Raw genomic sequence first — 25,440 nt, 5'->3', positions numbered from 1 at the left:
TGCGATTCGGGGAAATAGCATGAATGTATTGGTAGTCGGCTCCGGTGGCCGCGAACACGCGCTGGCATGGCGGCTCGCCCAGTCGCCGCGCGTGCAGATGGTCCATGTTGCTCCGGGTAACGGCGGCACCGCGCTGGACGACCGCCTGCGCAACGTCGACCTGCCGGAACTGAAGGACGGCTACACGCCGGCTGCGCTGAACGCATTGGCGGATTTCGCCGAACGCGAGCAGATCGCGTTCACGGTGGTGGGACCCGAGGCGCCGTTGGCAGCCGGTATCGTCAACGTGTTCCGTGCCCGTGGCCTGAAGGTCTTCGGGCCGACGAAGGAGGCAGCTCAGCTCGAAAGCTCGAAAGATTTCGCAAAAGCCTTCATGAAGCGCCACGCGATCCCGACCGCCGACTACGAGACCTTTACCGACGCGACCGCCGCCCATGCCTACATCGACAGCAAGGGCGCGCCGATCGTGATCAAGGCTGACGGGCTCGCGGCCGGCAAGGGCGTCGTGGTGGCGCAGACCACGCAGGAAGCGCACGACGCGGTGGATATGATGCTTGCCGACAACAAGCTCGGTAGCGCCGGTGCGCGCGTCGTCATCGAGGCGTTCCTCGCTGGCGAGGAAGCCAGTTTCATTGTCATGGTGGACGGTAAACACGTGCTGGCACTGGCGACCAGCCAGGATCACAAACGGCTGCTCGATGCCGACCAGGGCCCGAACACCGGCGGCATGGGCGCCTACTCCCCCGCGCCAGTCGTCACGCCCCAATTGCATGCGCGCGTGATGCGAGAAATCATTCTGCCGACGGTCCGGGGCATGGAAGCGGACGGCATGCGCTACACCGGCTTCCTGTATGCGGGCCTGATGATCGACGCGCAGGGCACGCCGAAAACGCTCGAATTCAATTGCCGCATGGGCGATCCGGAAACGCAACCGATCATGGCCCGCGTCAAGGGCGATCTGGCGAAGGTGTTCGAGCTGGCCATCGCAGGCCAATTGAATATGGCCGAGATCGAGTGGGATCGGCGCACAGCCCTGGGCGTGGTTCTGGCCGCGCGCCATTATCCGGAAACGCCACAAAAGGGGGACTTGATTGCCGGCATTCCCGGCGAAACCGACAGCACCGTCACGTTCCATGCCGCCACGGCACTGGAAAACGGCAAGCTGGTGACCACCGGTGGCCGCGTGCTATGCGTCGTCGGTCTGTCCGACTCCGTGCGCGGCGCGCAATCCGAAGTCTACGACGTGATCAATCAGATCTCGTTCGACGGCATGCAATACCGCCGCGACATCGGTTACCGTGCGCTGAACCGAAAACAAACGTCCTGAGCAGGCCTTTTACTTGGCAAACGTTTCCATCGATCAGTCCACTGCCGGTTGGCGCACCGACGCGGTACGCGCCTATCTGCTCGACCTTCAGACACGTATCGCCGACACGCTGGGCGCGTTGGACGACCGGCCGTTCGCACGGGACGCATGGACCCGTGCGCCGGGCGAACGGCTGCAAGGCGACGGCTGTACCCGGATCATCGAAGACGGCGCGGTGTTCGAGCGCGGTGGCGTTGGGTTTTCGCACGTCCGCGGCACATCGTTGCCACCCAGCGCCACGGCGAATCGCCCGGAACTGACCGGTTGCGGCTTTGAAGCGCTGGGCGTGTCGCTGGTCATGCATCCGCGCAATCCGTACTGCCCGACCGTACACCTGAATGTCCGATGCTTTATCGCGCGACATCCGGGTGCGGCCGCGGACGCGGCCCCTGCGGCCTGCTGGTTCGGCGGCGGAATGGACCTCACGCCGTATTACGGATTCGAAGAAGACGCGCGGCATTTTCACCAAGCCTGCCATGACGCCGTGACTCCGTTTGGCGCGGATCTCTATCCGCGTTTCAAGCAGTGGTGCGACGCGTACTTCTTTTTGAAACATCGCAACGAACCCCGTGGCGTAGGTGGCATTTTCTATGACGACCTGACCGAACTCGGTTTCGACAATGGCTTTGCCTTGATGCGCAGCGTGGGCGATGCATTCCTGCCGGCCTACCAACCCATACTCGCACGTCGCGCCGATATCCCGTATGGCGAGCGCGAACGTGATTTCCAGGCCTACCGGCGTGGTCGATACGTCGAATTCAATCTGGTATTCGATCGAGGCACGCTGTTCGGCCTGCAGAGTGGCGGCCGGACCGAATCGATCCTCATGTCGATGCCACCGCGCGTGCAATGGCGCTATAACTGGACGCCCGAAACAGGCTCGCCCGAGGCGCGCCTGACGCGTGATTTCCTGGTCGCGCGCGATTGGCTGGACGAACCGGCCACGCCAAGGAATTGAGCATTCGATGAGCGAGCGACCAAAGCGCATCGCGATCCTGGGCGGCACCTTCGATCCGATTCATGAGGGCCATATGGCCTTGGGCAGCCGGTTTTCGCGCCTGCTCGCCCTGGACGAGCTGGTCCTGCTGCCCGCGGGTCAACCGTGGCAGAAATCTGGTGTGTCCGCGCCTGCCCACCGTCTCGCGATGACACGACTGGCGGCGACGGAACTGGCGCGGCGGCTTGCAGAACAGTCTCGGTTGTCAACGCACGTCAGCGTCGGCACCGACGAGGTCGATCGCCAGGGCAATACGTACACAGTGGAAACACTGCGCGCATGGCGGCCGCGAATTGGCGACGAGGCCTCATTGTCACTACTGATCGGAGCCGATCAATTGGTCGGATTGGATCGCTGGCATGACTGGCTGCACTTGTTCGACTATGCGCATGTCTGCGTCGAGGCACGGCCCGGCTTCGATCTGACAGCGGTGTCGCCCGCCGTAGCGGCCCAGTTGGCGCATCGACAATGCGATGCCGATGCAATCCAACAGCGTCCGTGCGGCGGCATTTTCATCGACCAGGCGTTGGATATGCCCATATCGGCGACCGAAATTCGCGATTCGGCCCATCGCGGACTGGCCGATGGCGCAAAAGCCTGCGAACATGTGCCCGATACGGTCTGGCACTACGTTCGCGACCATCATTTATACAAGGATTAAGCAGCAGCGCCCGGCGTGGCGCACTGCTTGCATTACAGAGACCTCATGGATATCAAAACATTGCAACTGGCGATCGTCGACGGTCTGGAAGACGTCAAGGGTCAGGACATCAAGGTGTTCGACACCACGCACCTGACGTCACTGTTCGATCGCGTGATCATCGCTTCCGGCACGTCGAACCGCCAGACACGGGCGCTCGCGTCCAGCGTCGCGGACAAGGTGCGAGAAAACGGCGGCAAGGTCGTCAGCGTCGAAGGCGGTGACACCGGTGAGTGGGTACTGGTCGACTGCGGCGATGCCATCGTCCACATTCTGCAACCGGCACTGCGTCAGTACTACAACCTGGAAGAACTGTGGGGCGGCAAGGCAGTGCGCGTCACGACCGCCTCCGCCAAGCAGGCAACGAGCCGCCGCAAGGCAAGCACCGATGCAGCGGACGACGACGATACGCCGGCGCCGGCCGTCACACGTTCCCGTACGGCGAAGCCGGCCTTGGCCCCGGAAACGCCAGCCGGACTGGCCGCACAAACGACCGAAGACGAGCCGCTACCGGTAAGCAAGACGGCAGCGCGCAAGACCGCGGCAAAAAAAGTGGCGGCGAAAAAAACCACTCCGGCACGCAAGACCGTCGCGCGCAAAAGTGCGGGCACGGCCTCCGCCGCGGCCAAGGCCCCGGCCGCAAAGCGCGTACCGGCGGCAAAGAAAGCACCGGCGCGCAAGCGCGCCACACCGGCATCCAATGCCTGAGTCGTGTCCCGTACTGTCTGAAAGCGTGCCGTCATGAAACTGTGGATTATCGCGGTGGGCCATAAGATGCCTGACTGGATCGCCACCGGATTTGAGGAGTACGCGAAGCGGATGCCCCCGGAACTGCGCATTGCGTTGCGGGAAATCAAGCCGGAACCGCGTACCGCCAATCGACCGGCGGAGCAGGTGATGGCCGTCGAGCGGCAGCGGATCGAGGCGTCGCTGCCCAGGCAGGCGCGGATCATCGCACTCGATGAACGTGGGGCCGACTGGACGACGATGAAACTTGCCGGTGCATTGCCCGAGTGGCAACGCGAAGGTCGTGATGTCGTCTTCCTGATCGGCGGTGCCGACGGGCTCGACCCCACGTTGAAAAGCCGCGCGGACACCCTGCTGCGCGTATCGAGCATGACCCTGCCGCACGGCGTCGCGCGCTTGCTGCTGGCCGAGCAGTTGTACCGCGCCTGGACCATCACGCAAAATCACCCTTATCACCGGGCCTGACGCCGCTCTTCGGTTCGTCGTCATGGCCGCGTACTTCGCCGCATACCATGACGTCCACGCCCCGTCTTTCCGATTCTGCTTTTTTGTATCTCGCGTCACAAAGTCCTCGACGCGGTCAGTTATTGGAACAACTCGGCCTGTCATATCGCCTGTTGCTCCCCGATGCCGATGAAGATGCGGAAGCGCTCGAAGCAACACGTTCAGGCGAGCACGCGCACGATTATGTGATGCGCGTGGTGCAAGCCAAGGCATGCGCCGCCGCCGAGCGGCTCGCCCGGCGCGGTTGGCCGTCCGCCGCCATACTGTGCGCCGACACCACGGTATCACTCGATGGCGCCATCCTCGGCAAGCCTGCCGATGCCACCGAGGCCGTGGCGATATTGTCGCGCTTATCAGGCCGCCGTCATGAGGTGATGACGGCGGTGGCCGTCGTCCCTGCCCCCACCGGGCAAGCCACACGCCGCGTGTCATCGACGCCAGCCGCACCGCAACCGCAGACCACGGCGTCCGGACCATGGTTCGCATCAACATCAACATGCACGTCGACGGCCCTGTCCGAGGCAGCCCTGCCCCCGTCCATCCGCTGCGTGCTCTCGACGTCGACGGTTACGTTTCGCACGCTCGATGACGCCGACATTGCTCACTACATCGCTTCCGGAGAACCATTCGGCAAGGCAGGCGCGTACGGCATCCAAGGGCGAGCTGCGGCCTTTATCGCGCATCTGGACGGCAGTTATTCCGGTGTGATGGGGCTCCCCTTGTTTGAAACGGCATCTCTTTTGCGCGATACGGCACCGATGGCTTACGATGTCGCATTGTCCCATCGCGATTCGAACCAATGAACGAAGAGATTCTTATCAATGTGACACCGCAAGAAACCCGGATTGCCCTGGTACAACAAGGTGCGGTCCAGGAATTGCACATCGAGCGAAGCGTGTCACGTGGTCGCGTGGGCAACATCTTCCTTGGCAAGGTCGTCCGTGTCCTGCCGGGGATGCAATCGGCCTTTATCGATATCGGCCTGGAACGAGCGGCCTTCCTGCATGTTGCCGACATCTGGCAAGCACGCGTCGACGGTCATCCCGGTCACCACAACCAACAACCAATCGAAAAAATCGTCTTCGAGGCACAGACCTTGATGGTGCAGGTCATCAAGGACCCGATCGGCACGAAGGGCGCGCGCTTGTCGACGCAAATCAGTATTGCCGGGCGCAATCTCGTCTATCTGCCACAGGAACCGCATATCGGCGTCTCGCAGAAGATCGGCAGCGAAGCCGAACGGGAGGCTGTGCGCAAACGTCTGCTTGCCGTCCTGCCGGCCGATGAGAAAGGCGGCTATATCGTCCGGACCATGGCGGAGGACGCCAGCAGCGAGGCGCTGGCCAGCGATGTCACCTATCTTCGGAAGACCTGGGCGACGATTGCTGAACAGGCCTTGCGTGTGCCACCCGCATCGGTACTGTACAACGACCTCGATCTGTCACAACGGGTCCTGCGCGACTTCGTCACCGAGCAGACCAGCAGAATTCAGGTGGATGCGTCCGATGCGCACGCGCGCCTGCTAGCGTTTGCAACGGAATTCATGCCGGCGGTGGCGCCGTTGATGCACCAGTACACCGGTGAACGGCCCTTGTTCGAGTTGTATAACGTCGAGACGGAAATCCAGAAGGCCTTGTCCCGACGCGTCGATCTGAAATCTGGCGGCTATCTGATGATCGATCAAACCGAGGCAATGACGACGATCGACGTCAATACGGGCGGCTACGTGGGCGCGCGCAACTTCGATGAGACGATCTTCAAGACCAACCTCGAAGCCACACACATGATCGCGCGGCAACTGCGGCTGCGGAACCTGGGCGGCATCATCATCATCGATTTCATCGATATGGAAAACCCCGAGCATCGCGCGGCGGTGCTCACCGAACTGAATCGCTCGCTCGCTCGCGACCGTACCCGCGTGACGGTCAGCGGTTTTTCGCAGCTGGGCTTGGTGGAAATGACGCGCAAGCGTACGCGCGAATCGCTGGCGCATATCTTGTGCGAAACCTGCCCTGTCTGCACGGGAAAGGGGCAGATCAAGACACCCCGCACCCTGTGCTACGAAATCATGCGCGAGGTCACACGCGAAGCACGGCAATTCAATCCGAAAGAGTTCCGGATCTTTGCATCGCAAGTGGTCATCGATATGCTGCTAGACGAAGAAGCCGCCCATCTGGCGCTGCTCGAGGACGCCATCCAGAAGCCCATCTCGCTGCGTGTCGGCACGCACTTGAATCAGGAATCATACGATATCGTGCTGATGTAACGCCTCGCGAAACGAGGCCGCTAGACAGAACGCTGGAATACCTCCCGCACCGCAACGGGCAGGCGAATCGCTCGCGCGTCTTGCGCCACCTTCGGGATATTCCTAGGCTGACAGGCCGCCGCTCCCGGGTTTAAATAAATCAACTTGATTAATTTAATGGTGCCAAACAGGGGTGCCACCCGGAGGAGACGCCGCCATGACGAGTTCGTACGTCGGCCAAGGCAGCAATTCGGCCAATGTGCGCCGCTACAACGAACGCTTGCTGCTCAAGGCGCTGCGGCAGGCGGGCAGCGCATCGAAAGCCGATCTCGCCCGCGTCGCGAACCTGACCGGCACGGCGGTCGGCAGCATCATCGCGTCGCTTGCCGATGCGAAGCTGATCGAATTTACCGGCCGCCGCGTCGAGGGCCAGCGGGGTCAGCCCGCGTCGTTGATCCGCCTTGATCCACGCGGCGCGTTCGGCATCGGCGTACGCCTTGATCGAATGCGGATCGAGACCGCGCTGGTCAACTTCGCCGGCGACGTCATCGGCCGCCGATCGCATGACACGCTGCTCCCGCCGCCCGAGACCGTGCTTGCGATGGTTGGCCGCGATATCGAGGCAATGCAGCAGATGCTGCCCGCTGAAGATCGCGAACGCCTGAGAGGTGTCGGTGTCGCCCAGCCATTCAATCTTGGCAGTTGGCTGCGCGAGCTGGAACTGCCGGCAGACGCTTTTCGTGCATGGAGCGAGGTCGACTTCGCGTCCGAGCTGGACCGCACGCTGGCGTTGCCCGTCTTCAGCGAAAACGACGGCAATGCAGCCGCGATCGCCGAGTTGTTCTACGGGCGCGCGCGCCATCACGATGATTTCGTCTATTTATTCCTGGGACCGGTGATCGGCGGCGGTATTGCAGTCGACGGCGACTGCCTGCGTGGCCGTACAGGCAATGGCGGCGATTTCGCGGTGATGCCGGTGCTCCCGAGCCGTCTGCCGTCGGCACCGGCCCCGCAGGGGACCTGGGATATCTTGCTAACCCGCGCGTCCTTGCGTGCATTGATCCGCCATTTGCGCTACAGAGGCGAGGCCGTCGACAACCGGGCGGACCTCGAGGCCTGCATCGCGCGGGAGGTGCCGGCCGTCGAAGAATGGATCGACGACTGCGTCGAGGCGCTCGCCTCCGTATTGCGCTCGGTGCTATCGGTACTCGATTCGCCGGTCGTCGTACTGGATGCCGATATAGACGTAGGGCTGATCGACAAGGTAATGACCCGTCTGCATGCGGCCCTTGCCGCCATTACGCCCGAATCCAGGGATATGCCGACTTTCGTCCGTGGTTCGTTCGGTCCGGACGCCGGCGCGATCGGTGCCGCGACGCTTCCCATGTTTTTCAACTTCTCCCCGCGCGCCAGTATTCTCAAAGGCGCAAGCGTGGAAACGCAGGAGATCGCTTATGTCTCATTCTGAGCCGGGCCGCCCGTTGCTCGAAATGCGTGGAATCAGCAAGACGTTTCCCGCCGTACGCGCGCTCGACGACGTGAGCCTGACCGTCTATCCCGGTGAAGTGCATTCATTGATGGGGGAAAATGGCGCCGGCAAGTCCACCCTGATGAAAATTCTGTCGGGCGCTTATCAAGCCGACCCCGGCGGGCAGATCCTGATCGATGGCGATGCGATCGTCGTCGACGATCCGCTCGCCGCGCGCGCGGCAGGCGTCGCGGTGATTTACCAGGAGCTATCCCTGGCGCCGAACCTGACCGTCGCGGAGAACATCTACGTGGGCCGTGAACTGCGACGCGGCGGCCGGTGGGGCATGATCGACCGGCCCGCCATGGCGCACGGCTGCGAGAACGTGCTGACGCGCCTGGGTGCCAGCTTCGGTCCAGAGACAGTGGTTGGCACATTGTCGATTGCCGAGCAGCAACTCGTCGAGATCGCGCGGGCGGTGCATACGAAAGCACGCATCCTCGTGATGGACGAGCCGACAACGCCGCTGTCGTCGCGCGAGACCGAGCACCTGTTCAAACTGATACGCCAATTACGCGCGGAAGGGCTGGCGATTATCTATATCAGCCATCGGATGGCGGAGATCTACGAACTGTCCGATCGCGTTTCGGTACTGCGGGACGGCACCTACGTTGGTACCCTCGACCGCGAATCGCTGTCGGCCGATCAACTCGTGTCGATGATGGTTGGCCGTGACATCTCCGGTTTCTACAAGAAGGCGCATGCACCATACGATCCGGGACACTGCTTGCTATCCGTGCGCGACATCGCGGACAGCGGTCGTGTAAAGGGTTGCAGCCTCGATCTCCATGCCGGCGAGGTCCTTGGCATCGCGGGACTCGTCGGAGCCGGACGCACCGAACTCGCTCGCCTGATTTTCGGCGCGGAGCCGCGCGTCACGGGCGAAGTGCGGGTGGGAGATCGCACGCTGGGCGCGCACTCACCGCGCGACGCCATCGATGCCGGCCTTGTCTATCTGACCGAGGATCGCAAACACCAAGGTCTCTTTCTCGACATGAGCGTGCGGGACAACATCAATATTTCAGTCGCGGGCAATGACGCGCGTGCTGGCGTGCTCGACTTGGCGCGCGGTGTGCAACGTGCCCGTGACGCGATCGCGGCGTTGTCGATCAGGGTATCGCATGCAAACGTCAATGCCGGCGCCTTGTCGGGGGGCAATCAGCAAAAGGTGCTGCTCTCGCGTTTGCTGGAGACGAAACCGCGGGTGCTGATTCTCGACGAACCGACACGCGGTGTCGACATCGGCGCCAAGTCGGAAATCTATCGAATCATCAATGCGCTCGCGAATTCGGGGGTCGGGGTCATTGTGATCTCAAGCGAGTTGCCCGAGATCATCGGCGTGGCCGACCGCGTACTTGTCATGCGCGAAGGCAGGATCGCCGGCGAACTCGGCGGACGTAGCGGCGCGCCGATCACGCAAGAATCGATCATCGCGCTTGCCACCGGTTCGCAAACGGAGACGGCGGAGACGCACTGAGTCACGCCACCGACCAGTCATTCAAGATACAGGACAACGACATGAACCAACCTCACCAGCGCGACCTGGCCACCGCGGCCGCTACTCCCGCAGCAACGCCCGGCACGCAGACCCGCGGCGCTGACCGCCGTGCCCGCATGCAATCACTGATGCGCACGGCCGGAATGTTGCCGGTGCTGCTACTGCTCTGCATCGGCTTCGGCTTCATGACCGACAGTTTTGCGACCATGCAGAATTTGTCGATCGTCGCCCAGCAGGCATCGATCAACATCGTGCTTGCCGCCGGCATGACTTTCGTCATCCTCACGGGCGGCATCGACCTGTCCGTCGGTTCGATCCTGGCGGCGGCGGCGGTCGGTGCGCTGCTGGCGTCGAACCTTCCCGGTCTGGGATGGGTCGGCGTTCCCGTCGCCCTGCTCGTTGGCCTCCTGTTCGGCCTCGTCAACGGCGCATTGATCACGTTCCTGCGTCTGCCGCCGTTTATCGTCACGCTGGGCTCACTGACCGCCGTGCGCGGCATTGCCCGGCTGATGGCGGACGACACGACGATCTTCAACGCCCATCTCCCGTTCGCCTTTATTGGTAACGGCGCGATCCTGGGCGTGCCGTGGCTCGTCGTGATCGCGCTGGCGGTGGTCGCCTTGTCGTGGTTCATCTTGCGCCGTACAGTGCTTGGCATGCGCATCTATTCGGTCGGCGGCAACCGCGAAGCCGCACGTCTGTCCGGTATCAACGTGCGGGGCATCGAACTGTTCGTGTATGCCGCTTCCGGGCTGCTTGCCGGCCTCGGCGCGCTGATGTCCGCTGCCCGCCTTTACGCAGCCAATGGCCTCCAGCTCGGCCAATCATATGAACTCGATGCCATCGCCGCGGTGATTCTCGGCGGCACCAGCTTTGTCGGCGGTGTCGGCTCGATCGTCGGCACGCTGATCGGCGCACTGATCATCGCGGTACTGTCGAACGGCCTCGTGCTGCTGGGCGTATCGGACATCTGGCAGTACATTATCAAAGGCCTTGTCATCATCGGCGCCGTCGCGCTGGACCGCTATCGCCAGAGCGGTTCCGCACGCACCTGATAGGCCACGGCCCGCTGTCCGGTAGAACTTCCCCCTGATCCGGGCAGCCTGCACACCGGAGCGCGCGCGGGTCCTCGCGCGCTTCTCGACCAACGGGACCCAACGGAGACAACACGACATGTTCCAGTTCAAGATCAAAGCCCTTCAAACAGGCCTCGCGTGCGCACTTGCTGTCTCGGCATGCGCCGCGCATGCCGCGGACAAGCCGCTGAAGTTGATCGGTATCACCGTCGGCTCGCTCGGCAATCCGTACTTCGTGACGGTGGTCAAGGGTGCGGAAGCCGAGGCGAAGGCGATCAACCCGAACGCGAAAATCACCGCGGTGTCCGCCGACTACGACCTCAACAAACAGTTCACGCAAATCGACAACTTCATCTCCGCGCATGTCGACCTGATCCTGCTCAATGCCTCCGATCCAAAGGCGATCGAGCCGGCCGTGAAGAAAGCGCAGGCGGCCGGCATTCCGGTGATTGCCGTGGACGTCGCGGCCGCAGGTGCCGATGCGACCGTGGAGACCGACAACGTCAAGGCCGGCGCGATGGCGTGTGACTACCTGGCGAAGAAGATCGGCGGCAAAGGCAATGTCGTCATCGAGAACGGCCCGCAGGTATCGGCGGTCACCGATCGCGTGAATGGTTGCAAGAGCGTGTTGGCGAAGATCCCCGGCATCAAGATCCTGTCTTCCGATCAGGATGGGAAAGGATCGCGCGAAGGTGGGATGGCCGCGATGCAAGGTTACCTGACGCGCTTTCCGAAGCTCGACGGCGTGTTCACGATCAATGATCCGCAAGCGATCGGGAGTGACCTCGCCGCGAAGCAATTCAATCGCAACGGCATTGTCATCACATCGGTAGATGGTGCGCCGGACATCGAGGCCGCCCTGAAGTCGAATACGCTCGTGCAAGCATCCGCCAGCCAGGATCCGTTCGCCATGGCAAAGAAAGCCGTATCCATCGGCTACGGCATCATGAACGGCAAGAAGCCGGACAATCCGACGATCCTGCTCGATCCGGTGCTGGTCACGCGCGACAACGTGAATAGCTACAAGGGCTGGAGTTCGCACTGACACGCCTGACTCGCGGCGCCGCGCGCCGTAATTCACGATCGGGTCAGCAAGCCCGATCGCATCAAAGTGCCGCGTCCCTTGGGAAAAAGCGGCGTGTCGAAGCGCCTTCTCCGGACGGCCGGCAGACGGCAGACGTCACATGGTGCATGGTGCATGGTGCATGGTGCATGGCATGCTGACGCACACTTATACCCTTGCACGGTACCAGGTTGGCGCTACCAAGGTCGTGCTGGACGGCAGAGATTCACCAACCGCACGTGGGACGGTTCCGAACAGTCGCTCGGTTTGCGCAAGCGCTTTGAAATCGGAGAACTTGACGACTTCATTATAGAAGCCGTGCCGATACATGGCTTGCCATTGCGTATCAGTAGCATAAAGCGCGTTCTCGAAACTGGCGCTGAAACGCCTGAATTGCGCAGCGGTTGGATCAAGCACATACGTCTGACCGCCCCTTTTTATCACCATGACAACGTGATTTGCCGGTTGTGCGATGCCTTCCCGCCAAATCAACACACCGCGATACGACACGCGTAGTGAGTCGCGGCGTATCAATTCACGCCCCAAAAGAGCCGCGTCGTGACACATGCCGGCAGGTTGACGGATCATCGCCCGCATGCCGACATGGCTATCAAATACTCTTTGTATATAGGAGAGATAGATCTGATCGATTCGCCTCAGCGGTGTCGGGGTCAAGGCCGGCGCACGCGCTCTGCCCGCAAGCGACCATGCCGCAGCGCGATCCCAATATAGACGTCGCATTGAGCGCCATGCGTCATTACTGCCGCGACGAACGCCTAATCTCAATCGGTTTGCCCAGTGCCGCGCTGGTCGGGACAACCTGCGCAAATGCGGCAAAGCGCTGCGCATTACCTGATACGCTCGCGCCAAGGGAAGCAAGCGTGCTCTTCTGGCAGATTGAATGGCCGCGCGGCCAGCTTTTAGTGCAGCGTTACCAATGGCCTTTACAGGCAAGCCAAACATCGCCAATACGGCGACGACCTCAAGCGTATCAAGCGCTACGCGACGCCAGCGCACACGATAGGTGTCCGTGCCACGCTCCATTTCTATCGCATTATAAAACGGCAGCCAATTCTCCAGCCACTCCGCACTTCCAGGCGTGTATTGGTCTCGCTCGAATGAATCGACATACTCCCGGAGCACACCCGTCGCGGCAGTCTGCAATTCCGTCAGGATACTGGTCGTTGATGTCGGCCTGGACGGGGTCCCGGAAGCGGTGGCATTGACACGTTCCGGCATTCCGGACGATTCCTCTGACGAACGGCTCGCGATAACCAGATGCCATTCGTACGCTAACCGGCGTCTACCATCGCGCTCGGGCAACCATCCTAGCGCCAATTTCCCGGTGTGCGCCACCATTGCAAGCTGATTTCTTAACGGAAAGCGACGCGGTTTTGAAAGCGCGTTTAATTGTTGCTGACATTCCCCATCCTCTGTCAGGAGTGACACGGCAAGCGAATTGGGATCTTCTTTGCTTTTACAAACGATGAGCGCCGTACCATCGAAACGCACCACCGTTGCTCGCCACTGGTGCGTGAGCACGTGGTAAGGCAAGGCATTTAGTTTTTCTTTTCGTTCGCGCCTGTCATACGACAGATCATAGACATGCCCCTGACTGCGCCAGAGAAGCGGGTGGATACCACCGCGCTGCAATAGGGTCTCCGCCAGGTAAAGCGCATGACGCTCGGCGTCGCGTTCACGATAGAGCGTGAATTGCCGATGATATTGAACGCGATAATGGGGGTCCGTCGAGAAAAAGCAACGGCGATAGACAGCGGACCGTATCCGGTCACGAAGCGGTATCGGATTCCACAGACGCTTGACGCGCAGATGCTTGGTCCCTTCTTCGAAACACCGCGCACGGTAATACTTCATCGGTAAAAACGATATCGCTTGCATGGCTCGTTGCTTTTCCTCATAAGCGTCGCTCAATGCCGCGACATAACGAAGCAACGCACCGGTAGTAGGCAATCGATCCGACGCCTCCCACACCGGCTCCGGTTTCAACTTCACGATATAGCGTAGTAATTGGCCCAGGAAATGGTCGTCATCAACGCCAAGCCAGTGAACCATGTCGAACCGCATGACAAGCAAGTTCGCGGCATAGCGTTGCCGCAATTCGAGATGCTGCGTCGCGTTCCTCTCGTCATTCCCTGACGCTGTATCAAAGCGTTCCCCGGCACCATCGCTTAACAAGTCGAGGGCACGCTCGGCCAGAGCCTGCTCCGTTGCATCAACCAAGTCTGCGGTCTTGGCGAGGCGGGTTTGTCGAAAGGCGGCCAATGCCGCTTCGGTAAAGTGCGCCAAGGATAGCGATCTCGCACCCTCTTCGCCGCGATGCGGCCTCCACCCGGCAAGACGCAGATCCAAGACAGCATCACTGATCAGGCTAACTCCCCGATGTATTTCGTCCCGGATCGCCTCCAGTAGATTGCGCGTGAAGCGTACGTCATTCGTTAAAGCGAACGCGACTTGATCGCACATCGATCTGTCGGGTATCGCCTGTGTCAGGTTGCTTGCAAAATCCGGCGCAGACGCAAGCGTAATCGGCTCCGTAGCACCACTCCGCCCCCCCTCAACCATCGCATTTTCCCGCATCGGTGACGAGGTCGTATTGGACGCAACGTCCACGGCCCGCATCAGCTCCGTCAAGCCAATAGACTTAATCCGGTCTTCACTCGCTTGATCCTGGGCCGCGACGTAGGTGGCCAGTTGATCCACCAGGCCGATCACTCGTCGATAACGGCTGCGTAGATCGCAACGCAGCGCTGGAACGCTTTGGATAGCAGCATCGAATTCGACTGCGGAACCGCTGTTGCTAACCAACGACAATATATACGGCGCATCATCCAGCAGTGTTTCTGCCGCCGTGACGTTTCCCGACAAATGATCGTCGTTCTCTCGAAAGATCGATCCATTACTAGGCACCGGATGGACATTCTGCTGCTTCTCCGTGAAGATCTCAGGGTACAGATCATCGTCCATGCCGGGTTCCTCGGCATCGTCGGCCTCATCCCAAAAAGACGCCAACGCCGTTAATGGCCCCCACGCGCTACCATTCACCATATCCGGAAAATGCGCGGGTGAAACGGTGACATTGCTGTCATCTAAGAAGTCAATAACGGATGGTGTGCTTGCCTCCTCATTGGCGAATGACGATGTTGAGACATCTTCTTGCTCCACGGGCGACACGCTCGACTGGGTGGCATTCGCAGGCCAAAGGTCAGGTACCGTCATCATCTCAACCGTATCCGATTCAAACGCCGCTTCATCGGTTGGCGTCATGAAGCCCGGATCCATATTGGCGGTCACGTTGCGAAGATAGCTCAGCACTTCAATGACGCTTCCTCCAGGCGAGGACTCCTCCTGCACACCCGAAAACTGTAATCCCTGGAGCGGGACCGATGCTTCGTGACGAGACGTTTCATTCAACGCCACGATCGGTATATTGAACAGATCAGACAAGTGCGGACCAGATGCCGCCAGCAAAAGCGCGGGTGCCCGCCAGTTTTCTCGTCGCGATCGGTGGCCAGTGGCATGGCCGTGACCTTGGCGTTCATGCCATTGCCAGAGATGGAGAAGGTCACGCCCTTCCTGCAGCCATACCTCATCGTCGTTCGGGGCAACGCTGCAGAACATCGTTTTCTCATCTTCGGCCCGCGCCCGCGCGCCGACAAGGCGGTTTTCCGCATCGTCCGACCGTTCACCCTCCGCCATCGACATCTGCACGCGCGCGTTCTCCGCGGCAACTGAACCGGATGACCGCGGCCTAGGAACCACGGGATTATCGCGCCCAGGACAGAGATGCGACTGGATCGCGCCCATATGTTGCTCCTATAGTGTGATCGACAGTTCTGGCGGCGTACACGCCATCGCACGCTTTGTTACTTACAAACAATAAGACATGCGCCAAAGGTTGCGTAGTCTTCCATTCGGTCGGATTGCGGGAAACCGGATTCTTGTCTCAAGGGCAGCGCCGGGTTTCCAGATTCATGGCGCGCTTTACCTCTTATTTTATTTCGTTATCCTTATTTTTAAAAAAACGAAGCAGTGATCAAGTGACTCTCTCTGAAGCCGTCTGCCTTCGTGAAGATGCGCTAAGGGGCCTCGGTCGCCATGCTACCGATGTGGTGAACCGTCGAACCTCCGCTTCAGGCAGTCAGTCCGCGGAAGCGGCAGCCATGTCGCCGGCACGTTCATACTGGATACGATGCAGCGTTGCGTACAGGCCATCCTTGCGCAGTAGCTCGGCGTGACTGCCCTCTTCCACCAGGCGTCCGGCTTCCATGACCAGAATGCGGTCGGCCCGTTCGATGGTCGACAGACGGTGTGCGATCACCAGCGTCGTGCGCCCTTCCATTAATTTCTCGAGCGCAACCTGGACATGGCGTTCCGATTCCGAATCCAGCGCCGATGTCGCCTCGTCGAGGATGAGAATCGGGGCATCCTTGTAGATTGCCCGCGCGATGGCCAGTCGCTGCCGTTGACCACCCGACAGGCGCATGCCGTTGTCACCCACCTGCGTCCTGAGCCCTTCCGGCCAACCGGCAACGGCCTCGGTCAGGTTCGCCGCGGCCAATGCGGCTTCAACGCGCGGGACGTCGATTTCCTGACCATAGGCGACATTCGCCGCGATCGTGTCGTTGAACAACACGACATCCTGGCTGACGAAAGCGATTTGCCTGCGTAGGTCCGCCAGGCGATACTGGTTGATCGGCTCGCCATCGATCGAGATCGTGCCTTCCGTTGCATCGAAGAAACGCGGCAACAGGTTCACTAATGTCGTCTTACCGCTGCCGGATGGCCCCACGAGCGCGATCATCTCGCCTGGACGCGCCTCGAAGGTGATGTCCGATAACACCGGACGGACCGTCTCGCCATAGCGGAATCCCACCCGCTCGAAGCGAACGGCGCCACCGGATCGTATCAGCGGTTTGTCGCCACCCGATGTCTCCGGCGGTTCGTCGATCAGGCCGAAGATCAATTCTGCAGCCGTCATCCCCTTCTGCAGCGGCTGGTTCACATCCGTCAGGTGCTTCAGCGGCGAGATGATCAGCAGCATCGCCGTCACAAACGACACGAAGCCGCCCACTGTGGTCTGGTCGTGCGCGGATTGGATCATCGCGATCGCCAACACCACCGCGAGTGCGATCGACGCAATGAATTGCGTGATCGGCTGCGCCAGCCCGCCGGTTACCGCCATGCGCATGGCGTAGCCACGCAGGATCTTGCTCATTTCGCGAAAGCGGTCCATTTCGTAGGCTTCCCCGTTATGGACCTTGACAACCTTGTAGCCCCCGACGGTCTCCTCGACGATATAGGACAGTTGATTGGTCTGCGTTTGAAAGTCACGGTTCAGACGCCGTAAGCGACGGTTGATCCTCCGGACGAGCCACGCGATCACCGGCAGAATGACCGCGATGATCAACGTCAATTGCCAGTTCCGATAGAACAGCAGTCCGAGCAGGCACAGCACTGTCATCGAGTCACGCACCAACGTGACCATGACCCCGCTGAGCGTATTGAGGATGTTGTTCACCTCGAACACGATTGCGTTGATGATCGTGCTGGCCGTCTCACGTTGGAAAAATGCAACACGCGCGTGCAGCATCTTCTCGAACATTTCCTGACGCAATTTCAGCAGTATTTGGGTGCTGATCCGATTCAGCAGATAGCCGGACGCATATTGCGCCGCCCCACGCACCAACGCCAATACAACCACGGCGATCGGAATGGCCCATTTGGAAAGCGCACCCTTGGTGTCGCCAAACCCGTTGTCCACTAACGGCTTCAGCAACCACGGAATGCCCGCCTCACTCGCGGCAACCAGGCCCATCGCCAAGGCTGCCCCGATCAGGACGGCCAGATGCGGGCGCACGTAGCTTCGCAGGCGGCGGAACACGGCGGTGTTCGCAATGGGTTTTGCCGTGGCGCTACGGGCGGGAGATGAGGCGCTTGTAGTCATCGGTGTCGGCCAGCGCGCGTGCCGCGGCACGCGCCAAACAAAAGGAGGCCCATTATATCGGTCACCCCTATCAGCGCAATCCCATGCGGTAATGCGGCGCGCTGCGCGTATTACGCCCATGCTACACTTGGTGTGGATAACAGACCAACGCATGATCCGTAAAACAACCTCTCTATTGCCTCGCTCGGCGTCGCGGAACTCGCCCGCGACTAGTCCCCAAACGCTCCCCGTTCCGCCTGCCGGCGTATTTTTGACGAGCGATCCCGCGCGCGCCGCCGATGCCAGAGAGCGTACATCGCGGAGCGCGGCCGACCGATACGAAGGCAAACGCGGTAGACACACGTCGACAATTGGCCGCATCGTGCCTCAGACCTTACCAATCATTTTGCTGGTGCTGGCGACGCTTTACCCTGCCGCCAGTCTGAACATTCCAGGCGCGGCCAATGGCGGCCTTTTCCTGTTCTCGCTCATCGGGCTGTTCAGCCTGCCCATGCTTGTGAGCAAGGACATCGGTTCACTCACGCGACCCTCGTTGCTGCACATCGCGATCCTGGGTTGCCTGCCATTCACGGCCGCAGTTGCCAGCGAGCTTGCGCGTGGGCAATGGGTGCCCCGCAATCTCGACTTGCCGTTACGCTTCGCACTGCTCGGCCCCTGCATGGCCTGTGCCTGCCGTCTTGGCGCGAAGCATGTCCGTCACCTTCAATGGGGGCTGATCGCTGGGGCGATCGCCGGCGGTAGCCGTGAGATCTATCTGAATTACGGTGTCGACCGGGTCGCGCAGATCGGTCTGATCAATACGATCCCGTATAGCGATATCGCCTTGATGTTCGGCTTCCTCTCCCTGCTGACGCTTGGGTGGACGCTGGCGGATCAGCGCCGCCCTTGGCTCGTCTTCGTGGAAAACACACTCAAACTGCTTGCGTTCGCGTTGGCCCTGGGTGGTTCGATCGCAAGCGGCTCTCGTGGCGGCTGGTTGACGATTCCTTTCCTTGGCTTGCTGTGCTGGTATGCGCTGGCGGCACTTGGCTCCCGTGATGCGGAGCATCAGGGCGGCAGCGGTACGCACGCGTCGTCAACCTACGCTCGGGTGCAACGCGCCGGACTTGCGGCCGCCATCCTCGCGCTGATAGCGCTCGGTGTCTGGCATGCCTGGCCGCGACTGACGGAGGCGTTCTCCAACATCGCGGTATTTCTGCATTACGACCACTTCGACACACCCGTCGGCATCCGTTTCGAAGTATGGCACGCCTCCGTGATGATGTTCGCCGCGCATCCTCTTTTTGGCATTGGCACCGATCAGTTCATACCCGTGCTGAACGAAATGGTTCATGCCAGACGGGTTCCAGACGTGCTGCTCGGATTGCCACATTCGCATAACGACATGTTGTTCGCCTTGTCGACGGCGGGCGCTTTCGGGGGCCTGGGATTGTTATGTCTGTATCTCGTGCCGTTTGCGACATGCCTGCGCTGGCTGCTGGATGCGCGATTTCGTCAGGTCCGATGCGTCATGGCCATGGGCGTGGTCACGCCACTCTCCTACCTCATCTTCGGGTTGACCGAGACGATGTTCATCATTTCGATGGAAACCGCCATATTTGTCTTCATGACAGCTGTCTTCCTCGCCGTGGCGCGAACGACGATGACCGCGACCCTCGAAAAAATCGCCCATTCCGGCAGTGATCGCGAGGGGCGCTTCACCGCCGTGCAGGCCTATCACGATAGCGATGCCGCGCACGACGCTGGTGCTGTCGAATCCTCGCGACACCCCCGGTAAGCCGATGCCGACGCCACCGATGGAAGTGCCCGCGAGCGCACCGGAACGCAGCACGTTAGGTGTGGCGCTGATTACCCGTAACGCTGCACGGCACCTTGCCGCCTGCCTGGACGCGATTGACTTCGCCGATGATATCGTCCTGCTGGATCAATCGAGTACCGACGACACCGTGGACATCGCCAGGACCCGTGGCGCACGCGTGATCACGGCCCCGGACTGGCCAGGCTTTGGGGTACAGAAGAACCGCGCGATTGCTTTACTCGCAACCGACTGGATTCTCCTCCTCGATGCCGATGAAATCGTCTCTGAGACGCTCCGCGCTTCGTTACAGCAACACTGTCAGTCCGTCCACTCCACGATGGAGGTACCGGACAACGCGCCGCCTGTTGTTTATGCACTGGATCGCGTGTCGTCGTTTTGCGGCCAATGGATTCAGCATTCCGGGTGGCGTCCTGACGTCATCCCGCGCGTATTCCGGCGTGGAAATGCCTGTTTTTCCGACGACCGTGTACACGAGCGCTTGCTGTACGACGCCCCTGTCCGGACGCTCGATGGCGAATTGCTGCACTTCAGCTATGACAATGTCGACACCGTATTACGAAAGATCGACCAATACGCAGCGGAAGGCGCTCGCCAACGTTTCGAACGTGCGCCGGGGGCACGCCCACCGAGCATCGGCAAAGCGTGGTGGCGCGCGGTGTGGGCCTTCACCCGTACCTATCTTTTGAAGCGAGGATTTCTCGATGGCGGCGCGGGACTGACGATTGCGGTAATGAACGCGCAGACGGTTTTCTATCGTTTCCTGCGCTTACGCGAGCAACTGATCGCGGTCAGGTCGCCTGTTCATCCCGATGCGTCCGGCATCGACCCCAGCGCGGAGAGCGTGCCCAAACTGAAAGACGATAAAAAGTCGATGTCTTAGTACGTCAAGCGGTGGCACGTGGCCGGAATGCGTTCGATTCACCGTGATGCCCCACAGGAGTATGTCGACGCGGCGGAATCAAGGACAGCAAGGCGGCGACGTGCTGATCGATATTGGGGTCATATCCCACCGGCAGGCTTGTCGAATCGTCCAACGATGCCTGGGTATCCATATCACGCACCTTCGTGCGACGGGCGAGGCATCGCTGCATTGCCGCGGTGACCGCGCGCGCCAGATCATCCGGAATGTCACCATCGAAGACGTAGCAATCGGACGATGGCAACACCTCGGTACATGCGATACGGCGATCCAGCACAACCGGCGTACCGCATAATAACGATTCGACACCGACCAGGCCGAAAGGTTCGTAACGGGATGCCAGGATCGTCACGTCCGCGGCGCGGTAGGCTTCCGCGATATCCGATGCATAACCGAGATACCGGATGGCGTCGGATGTGTCCGGTATCGGTCGGCCCACCACCGCCAGCACAATTGGCAGCGAGGTTTTCGCAAAAAACGCGGCAAGGCGAGCATAGCCCTTGCGGTGGTGGCTATTCGAGGGAAACAGGAAGACAATCTTGTCGTCACCAATGCCATGCCGGGCGCGCCAAGCCTGACGTTCGGCTTGCCCCGCCACGCTATCGAGGGTTCGGAAATTTACTTGATCGACCGGCGGATAAAGCACCTTGACCTTCTCATCCGGCATACCATAGAGACTACGGAGTTCGTGCGCCATCATTTCCGAGTGGGCAACCACCGTATGGGCGTGGGCGTATTGTGACGACTCTAGGGCGATCTGCCGTCGATCGCTCCACGTTGGCTCTCGATCGAGCGAGCGCAGATAGCCCCGATGCGTGCCACCGCAAATCGCAATTTCAGCACAGTCGGTCCGATTGACACCGATCAGAAGATCGACCCGATATTGCTGTCGCAGCGCAGCAACGCGGCGGGCGAAAAATTGGTCACGTAGCTTCCCGGGCAGCCATCGCACATTGATCGGCACAGGGTCCACGGCGCACTCGCGAAGGAGCCTGTCATCAAAGCTGCGCGCGAAGACGATCGGTCGAACGTTTGCGCGATTCAACCCGCGCACCACGTCCAACGCATAACGTTCAAGCCCACCGCTTTGTTTGAAAGCGTTGCATGCGATTGCAATATTCATGCGTGCCTCGCGGATCCGAGAGGGGGTCAATAGGATATTTCCGCTGCATCCCGGCCGAATGCCACCGCCAGCGCCGACATCAATTCATCGTTCGGTTTCACGCACCACGCGTGGCCGAGCGCCAGCTCCGTATAAGCGTCTTTGCCTACATAGCGTATCTCAACCCGCAAACCCGTGCGCGCCGGCGCAACATCGCGCGACTGTCGGCCACGTCCCGCCCCGCCACCAAAGCCGCCCCCCTGCCTGCCACCCAACCCATTCCCACCGGCTCGATAGCCGCCTGCATCCGCCTTGGCGAACGTACCCTCTGTTGCCGTGACCATCATGTCGGGCGCGCGATAGGTGACAAGAATATCCTTCAGACGTGCGATGTCCGCGGTCGGCTGCACGTTTCCGCTCCCCGATCGACTTCCCACCTCGCCATTCACCACTGTGGTGCATTTGCCACCGATGCTGCATGCTTCGCCTGCGGCGCCGATACCACGCACCGACAGGCGTACTGCCCGGGCATAGCGGCTTCGTGCGCGCTCGAGATCCATCAACGACTCCGCGGTAAAGCGAAGACCACCCGTGAATGCGTCATTGCGTGCAGTGCCGCTGACCACCAGCAACTCGTCTTCTTTCAACAGTTCACGATTTGCGTCGAAAAGCTCGTTAAAAATCGTGATTTCGCACTGACCGGTGGTGTCATCGAGCAGCGCCACCACCATTTTTCCACGTTGCGTCATCTGGGTACGCAAGCTGACGATGATCCCGGCAATGATCTTGTCGCGCCCTTCGGTCAACTCGCCGATGGTCTGACGCGTGAACCGACGCGCCTCCGTCTTGTACGCGTCGAACAAATGCCCCGACAAGTAGAAGCCAAGCGATGACTTCTCTTCCTGCAAGCGGCGCTTGTCGTTCCATGGCGCGGTTTTAATCAGTTCGTGCGGCGGCGCTTCCCCGCCCAGATCGAACAACCCAACCTGCAAGGCGTTGGCCGCCGCCTGATCGGCGGCTTCCATCGCCAACGGGACGGAAGCCAGTAGCTGCGCCCGGTTGTCGTGCAATGCATCGAAGGCGCCCGCGCGGATCAACGTTTCAACGGTTCGACGATTGACGACGCGTCGGTCCACGCGCTCGCAGAAATCGAACAGATCGCGGAACGGCCGTTCATCACGCGCACGGATAATTTCCTCGATGGCGTTTTGCCCGCTACCCTTGATCGCACCCAGACCGTATCGAATGGTTCGCGACCGTTGCAGCTTGCCATCCGCGTCCTGCGCCTCCGCGACAGGCTCAAAGCGATAGGCGGAAAGGTTGATGTCCGGCGGGAGCACCTTCAAGTTGTTCGTGGCGCTGATGCAGTCCTCGTACAGGATCTTCACCTTATCGGTGTCGTCCATCGCGAGGCTCATATTGGCCGCCATGAATTCGGCCGGATGGTGCGCCTTCAACCATGCCGTGTAATAGGCCAGCAAGGCATAGGCGGCGGCATGCGACTTGTTGAAACCGTAGCCGGCGAACTTTTCCATCAAATCGAAAATTTCACCGGCCTTTTCCGCGCTCAGGCCGTTTTTCGCGGCACCATCGGCAAACAATGCCCGATGCTCCGCCATCTCCTCGGCCTTCTTCTTCCCCATCGCCCGACGCAGCAGATCGGCGCCACCCAGCGAGTAGCCTCCGATGATCTGCGCCATCTGCATCACCTGCTCCTGGTAGACCATGATCCCATAGGTCTCCTTGAGCACGGACTCCACGCGTGGGTCCGGGTAATCGACATTCTCGCGACCGTGTTTTCGGGCGCAGAAACTCGGAATCAGATCCATCGGGCCCGGACGATACAGCGCCACCAGCGCGATGATGTCCTCGAAACGGTCCGGCTGCGCATCTTTCAGCATGCCCTGCATGCCGCGGCTTTCCAGCTGGAATACGGCGACCGTATTCGCCTTTTTCAGGATATGGAACGACGCAGGGTCCGTCAGCGGCACCTGTGCCAACGACCAATCTGCCTTCGACGGGTCGAGTCGGCGGATATAGCGCTCTGCCCAATCCAGGATGGTCAGCGTGGTCAGACCCAGGAAGTCGAACTTGACCAACCCCACCGCTTCGACGTCATCCTTGTCGTATTGGCTGACGACCCCGCTCTCCTCGCCTTCGCCGGCGGGGCCCTGCGTGTAAAGCGGGCAAAAATCCGTCAGCTTGCCCGGCGCGATCAAGACGCCGCCCGCATGCATGCCGACATTTCGGGTCAGTCCTTCGACGCGCTGGGCAAGGTCGAACAGCTGGCGCACCTCTTCTTCCGCGTCATACCGCTCGGCCAATTGCGGCTCTTCCTTCATCGCGTCTTCTAGCGTGACGTGCTTGCCCGGCTTGAACGGTATCAGCTTGGCGACGCTATCGGTGAAGTTGTAGCCGAGATCCAGCACCCGCCCGATGTCGCGCACGGCGGCCTTTGCCGCCATCGTCCCGAAAGTGGCGATCTGCGACACCGCGTCGGCACCGTACTTGCGCTTGACATACTGAATCACACGATCGCGGCCTTCCTGGCAGAAATCGATGTCGAAGTCGGGCATCGATACCCGCTCCGGATTCAGGAACCGCTCGAACAGCAGGTTGTATTCGAGGGGATCGAGGTCCGTGATCCCCAACGCGTACGCGACCAGCGAACCCGCACCCGATCCTCGACCCGGTCCCACCGGCACGCCGTTGGTCTTCGCCCAATTGATGAAGTCCGCAACGATCAGGAAGTAACCCGGAAAGCCCATCTTGATGATGGTATTCGCCTCGAATTCGAGACGCGCCGCATAGCGCGGGCGCTCGGATTCACGCCGCGCTTCATCTGGATACAGGAACGCCAGCCGCTTTTCTAGGCCCGCGCGCGACTCCGCCACGAGAAAGTCGTCGAGAGACACGCCATCGGGGGTAGGGAACAGCGGCAGCTTCGGTTTGCCGAGTTCGAGTGTCAGATTACACCGCTTGGCGATTTCAACCGTATTGTCGAGCGCGGACGGCAAATCGGCGAACAACGCCGCCATAGCGGCCTGCGTCTGGAAATACTGTGTCTGCGTAAAGCGTTTGCCGCGCTTTGGATTCGCCAGCAGATCGCCTTCCGAGATGCAGACACGTGCCTCATGCGCCGTGAAATCGTCCGGCGTCATGAACTGCACCGGGTGCGTGGCGACAACGGGCAGATTAAGCGAGGCGGCAAGGGCGAGCGCCTGGGCGATGTACGATTGCTCGCCTGGCTGTCCGGCACGCTGCAATTCAATATAAAACGCATCCGGAAACACCGTTTGCCAATATGTCGCGCAACGCCGCGCCGCCTCGGGATTGCCCGCGGCAAACGCCGCCCCGATATCGCCGCCCTGCGCGCCGGACAACGCCAGCAGACCCTCGGCAAAACCGTTCGCCAGCCATTCCGACCTGATCTCGGCACGGCCTTTATACTGGTTCGTCAGTGAGCCTCGTGACAGCAGCTCACACAGGTTCAGATATCCCTGCCGATTGCGTACCAGGAGCAGCAGCCGATGCGGCTTGTCCCGATCGGCCGGATTCGTGATCCAGACGTCGGCGCCAGCAATCGGCTTGACACCCGCACTGCGCGCGGCCTTGTAGAAGCGAACGAGACCGAACGCGTTGCTGAGATCCGTCAGCGCGAGCGCGCCCTGGCCGTCTTTCGCGGCAGCAGCGATCGCGTCATCGAGGCGGACGATACCGTCTGCGATCGAATATTCGGAGTGGAGGCGGAGATGAATAAAACGAGGTTCTGACATAGCGCGTATTGTACCTGCCGGCACATCACCGGAACATACTTTCAGCGTGATGCGCGCGTGGCGTACCGACGCCGGGACAGCGCGTAGGGCTCCAATCCGATCCCATGCGTGGTCTTGTTGCGAGATAATGTCGAA

The 25,440-nt window shown here is 60.8% G+C and carries 17 protein-coding genes; 13 read left to right on the top strand and 4 right to left on the bottom strand.

The window, feature by feature from the left end; genetic code table 11:
- Window positions 1–19 precede the first annotated feature (19 nt).
- From purD to SJQ66_RS20285, 11 genes are all read left to right on the top strand, one after another.
- Window positions 20–1,327 (top strand): phosphoribosylamine--glycine ligase, encoded by a 1,308-nt coding sequence (gene purD, locus SJQ66_RS20335; RefSeq protein ID WP_046152884.1) that lies wholly within the window; start codon window positions 20–22, stop codon window positions 1,325–1,327.
- Window positions 1,328–1,340: 13 nt separating this feature from the next.
- Entirely contained in the window at window positions 1,341–2,324 is a 984-nt protein-coding gene (hemF, locus tag SJQ66_RS20330) for an oxygen-dependent coproporphyrinogen oxidase (RefSeq protein ID WP_253462870.1), read from the top strand.
- Between the two features lie 7 nt (window positions 2,325–2,331).
- Entirely contained in the window at window positions 2,332–3,024 is a 693-nt protein-coding gene (locus SJQ66_RS20325; RefSeq protein ID WP_024902171.1) for a nicotinate-nucleotide adenylyltransferase, read from the top strand.
- 45 nt (window positions 3,025–3,069) lie between these two features.
- Complete coding sequence (rsfS, locus tag SJQ66_RS20320) at window positions 3,070–3,771, top strand: ribosome silencing factor (RefSeq protein WP_024902170.1); 702 nt, start codon at window positions 3,070–3,072, stop codon at window positions 3,769–3,771.
- Window positions 3,772–3,804: 33 nt separating this feature from the next.
- Window positions 3,805–4,275 (top strand): 23S rRNA (pseudouridine(1915)-N(3))-methyltransferase RlmH, encoded by a 471-nt coding sequence (gene rlmH, locus SJQ66_RS20315; protein ID WP_024902169.1) that lies wholly within the window; start codon window positions 3,805–3,807, stop codon window positions 4,273–4,275.
- Between the two features lie 47 nt (window positions 4,276–4,322).
- A complete protein-coding gene (locus SJQ66_RS20310; protein WP_024902168.1) occupies window positions 4,323–5,117 on the top strand; it encodes a Maf family protein in 795 nt (264 codons plus the stop codon).
- Window positions 5,114–6,580: a ribonuclease G gene (gene rng / locus SJQ66_RS20305; RefSeq protein WP_024902167.1), complete on the top strand. Its 1,467-nt coding sequence runs from the start codon at window positions 5,114–5,116 to the stop codon at window positions 6,578–6,580. The genes SJQ66_RS20310 and rng overlap by 4 nt, the downstream gene beginning before the upstream one ends.
- A 196-nt stretch (window positions 6,581–6,776) precedes the next feature.
- Window positions 6,777–8,027 carry an ROK family protein gene (locus SJQ66_RS20300; RefSeq protein WP_024902166.1) on the top strand — a complete coding sequence of 417 codons (1,251 nt, stop codon included), beginning with the start codon at window positions 6,777–6,779 and terminating at the stop codon, window positions 8,025–8,027.
- Window positions 8,014–9,564, top strand: a complete 1,551-nt coding sequence (locus SJQ66_RS20295) for a sugar ABC transporter ATP-binding protein (protein ID WP_320535237.1) — start codon at window positions 8,014–8,016, stop codon at window positions 9,562–9,564. The genes SJQ66_RS20300 and SJQ66_RS20295 overlap by 14 nt, the downstream gene beginning before the upstream one ends.
- 41 nt (window positions 9,565–9,605) lie before the next feature.
- On the top strand, window positions 9,606–10,640 hold the full coding sequence (locus tag SJQ66_RS20290; RefSeq protein WP_024902164.1) for an ABC transporter permease subunit: 1,035 nt from the start codon (window positions 9,606–9,608) through the stop codon (window positions 10,638–10,640).
- Window positions 10,641–10,758: 118 nt separating this feature from the next.
- Entirely contained in the window at window positions 10,759–11,706 is a 948-nt protein-coding gene (locus tag SJQ66_RS20285) for an ABC transporter substrate-binding protein (RefSeq protein ID WP_024902163.1), read from the top strand.
- A gap of 186 nt (window positions 11,707–11,892) precedes the next feature.
- On the opposite strand, the gene SJQ66_RS20280 is transcribed toward SJQ66_RS20285, so the two are convergent.
- Both SJQ66_RS20280 and msbA read right to left on the bottom strand, forming a co-directional pair.
- Entirely contained in the window at window positions 11,893–15,549 is a 3,657-nt protein-coding gene (locus tag SJQ66_RS20280; protein WP_320535236.1) for a hypothetical protein, read from the bottom strand.
- 334 nt (window positions 15,550–15,883) lie between these two features.
- Window positions 15,884–17,689 carry a lipid A export permease/ATP-binding protein MsbA gene (gene msbA / locus SJQ66_RS20275; protein ID WP_320535235.1) on the bottom strand — a complete coding sequence of 602 codons (1,806 nt, stop codon included), beginning with the start codon at window positions 17,687–17,689 and terminating at the stop codon, window positions 15,884–15,886.
- Between the two features lie 250 nt (window positions 17,690–17,939).
- Here msbA and SJQ66_RS20270 point away from each other — a divergent pair, with 250 nt between their 5' ends.
- Both SJQ66_RS20270 and SJQ66_RS20265 read left to right on the top strand, forming a co-directional pair.
- Window positions 17,940–19,466 carry an O-antigen ligase family protein gene (locus SJQ66_RS20270; protein ID WP_046152889.1) on the top strand — a complete coding sequence of 509 codons (1,527 nt, stop codon included), beginning with the start codon at window positions 17,940–17,942 and terminating at the stop codon, window positions 19,464–19,466.
- A gap of 19 nt (window positions 19,467–19,485) precedes the next feature.
- Window positions 19,486–20,388, top strand: coding sequence for a glycosyltransferase family 2 protein (locus SJQ66_RS20265; protein ID WP_082102609.1), 903 nt, complete (start codon window positions 19,486–19,488; stop codon window positions 20,386–20,388).
- A gap of 4 nt (window positions 20,389–20,392) precedes the next feature.
- On the opposite strand, the gene SJQ66_RS20260 is transcribed toward SJQ66_RS20265, so the two are convergent.
- Together SJQ66_RS20260 and dnaE are read right to left on the bottom strand one after the other, a co-directional pair.
- Window positions 20,393–21,550, bottom strand: coding sequence for a glycosyltransferase family 4 protein (locus SJQ66_RS20260; RefSeq protein ID WP_024902158.1), 1,158 nt, complete (start codon window positions 21,548–21,550; stop codon window positions 20,393–20,395).
- A gap of 26 nt (window positions 21,551–21,576) precedes the next feature.
- Window positions 21,577–25,305 (bottom strand): DNA polymerase III subunit alpha, encoded by a 3,729-nt coding sequence (gene dnaE, locus SJQ66_RS20255; protein ID WP_320535234.1) that lies wholly within the window; start codon window positions 25,303–25,305, stop codon window positions 21,577–21,579.
- Window positions 25,306–25,440: the final 135 nt, after the last annotated feature.

The organism is Robbsia andropogonis (assembly GCF_034047095.1).
GTDB lineage: Bacteria > Pseudomonadota > Gammaproteobacteria > Burkholderiales > Burkholderiaceae > Robbsia > Robbsia andropogonis.
The sequence above is the reverse complement of the archived record's forward strand: the minus strand, read 5'-3'. Positions and strand labels throughout refer to the sequence as shown.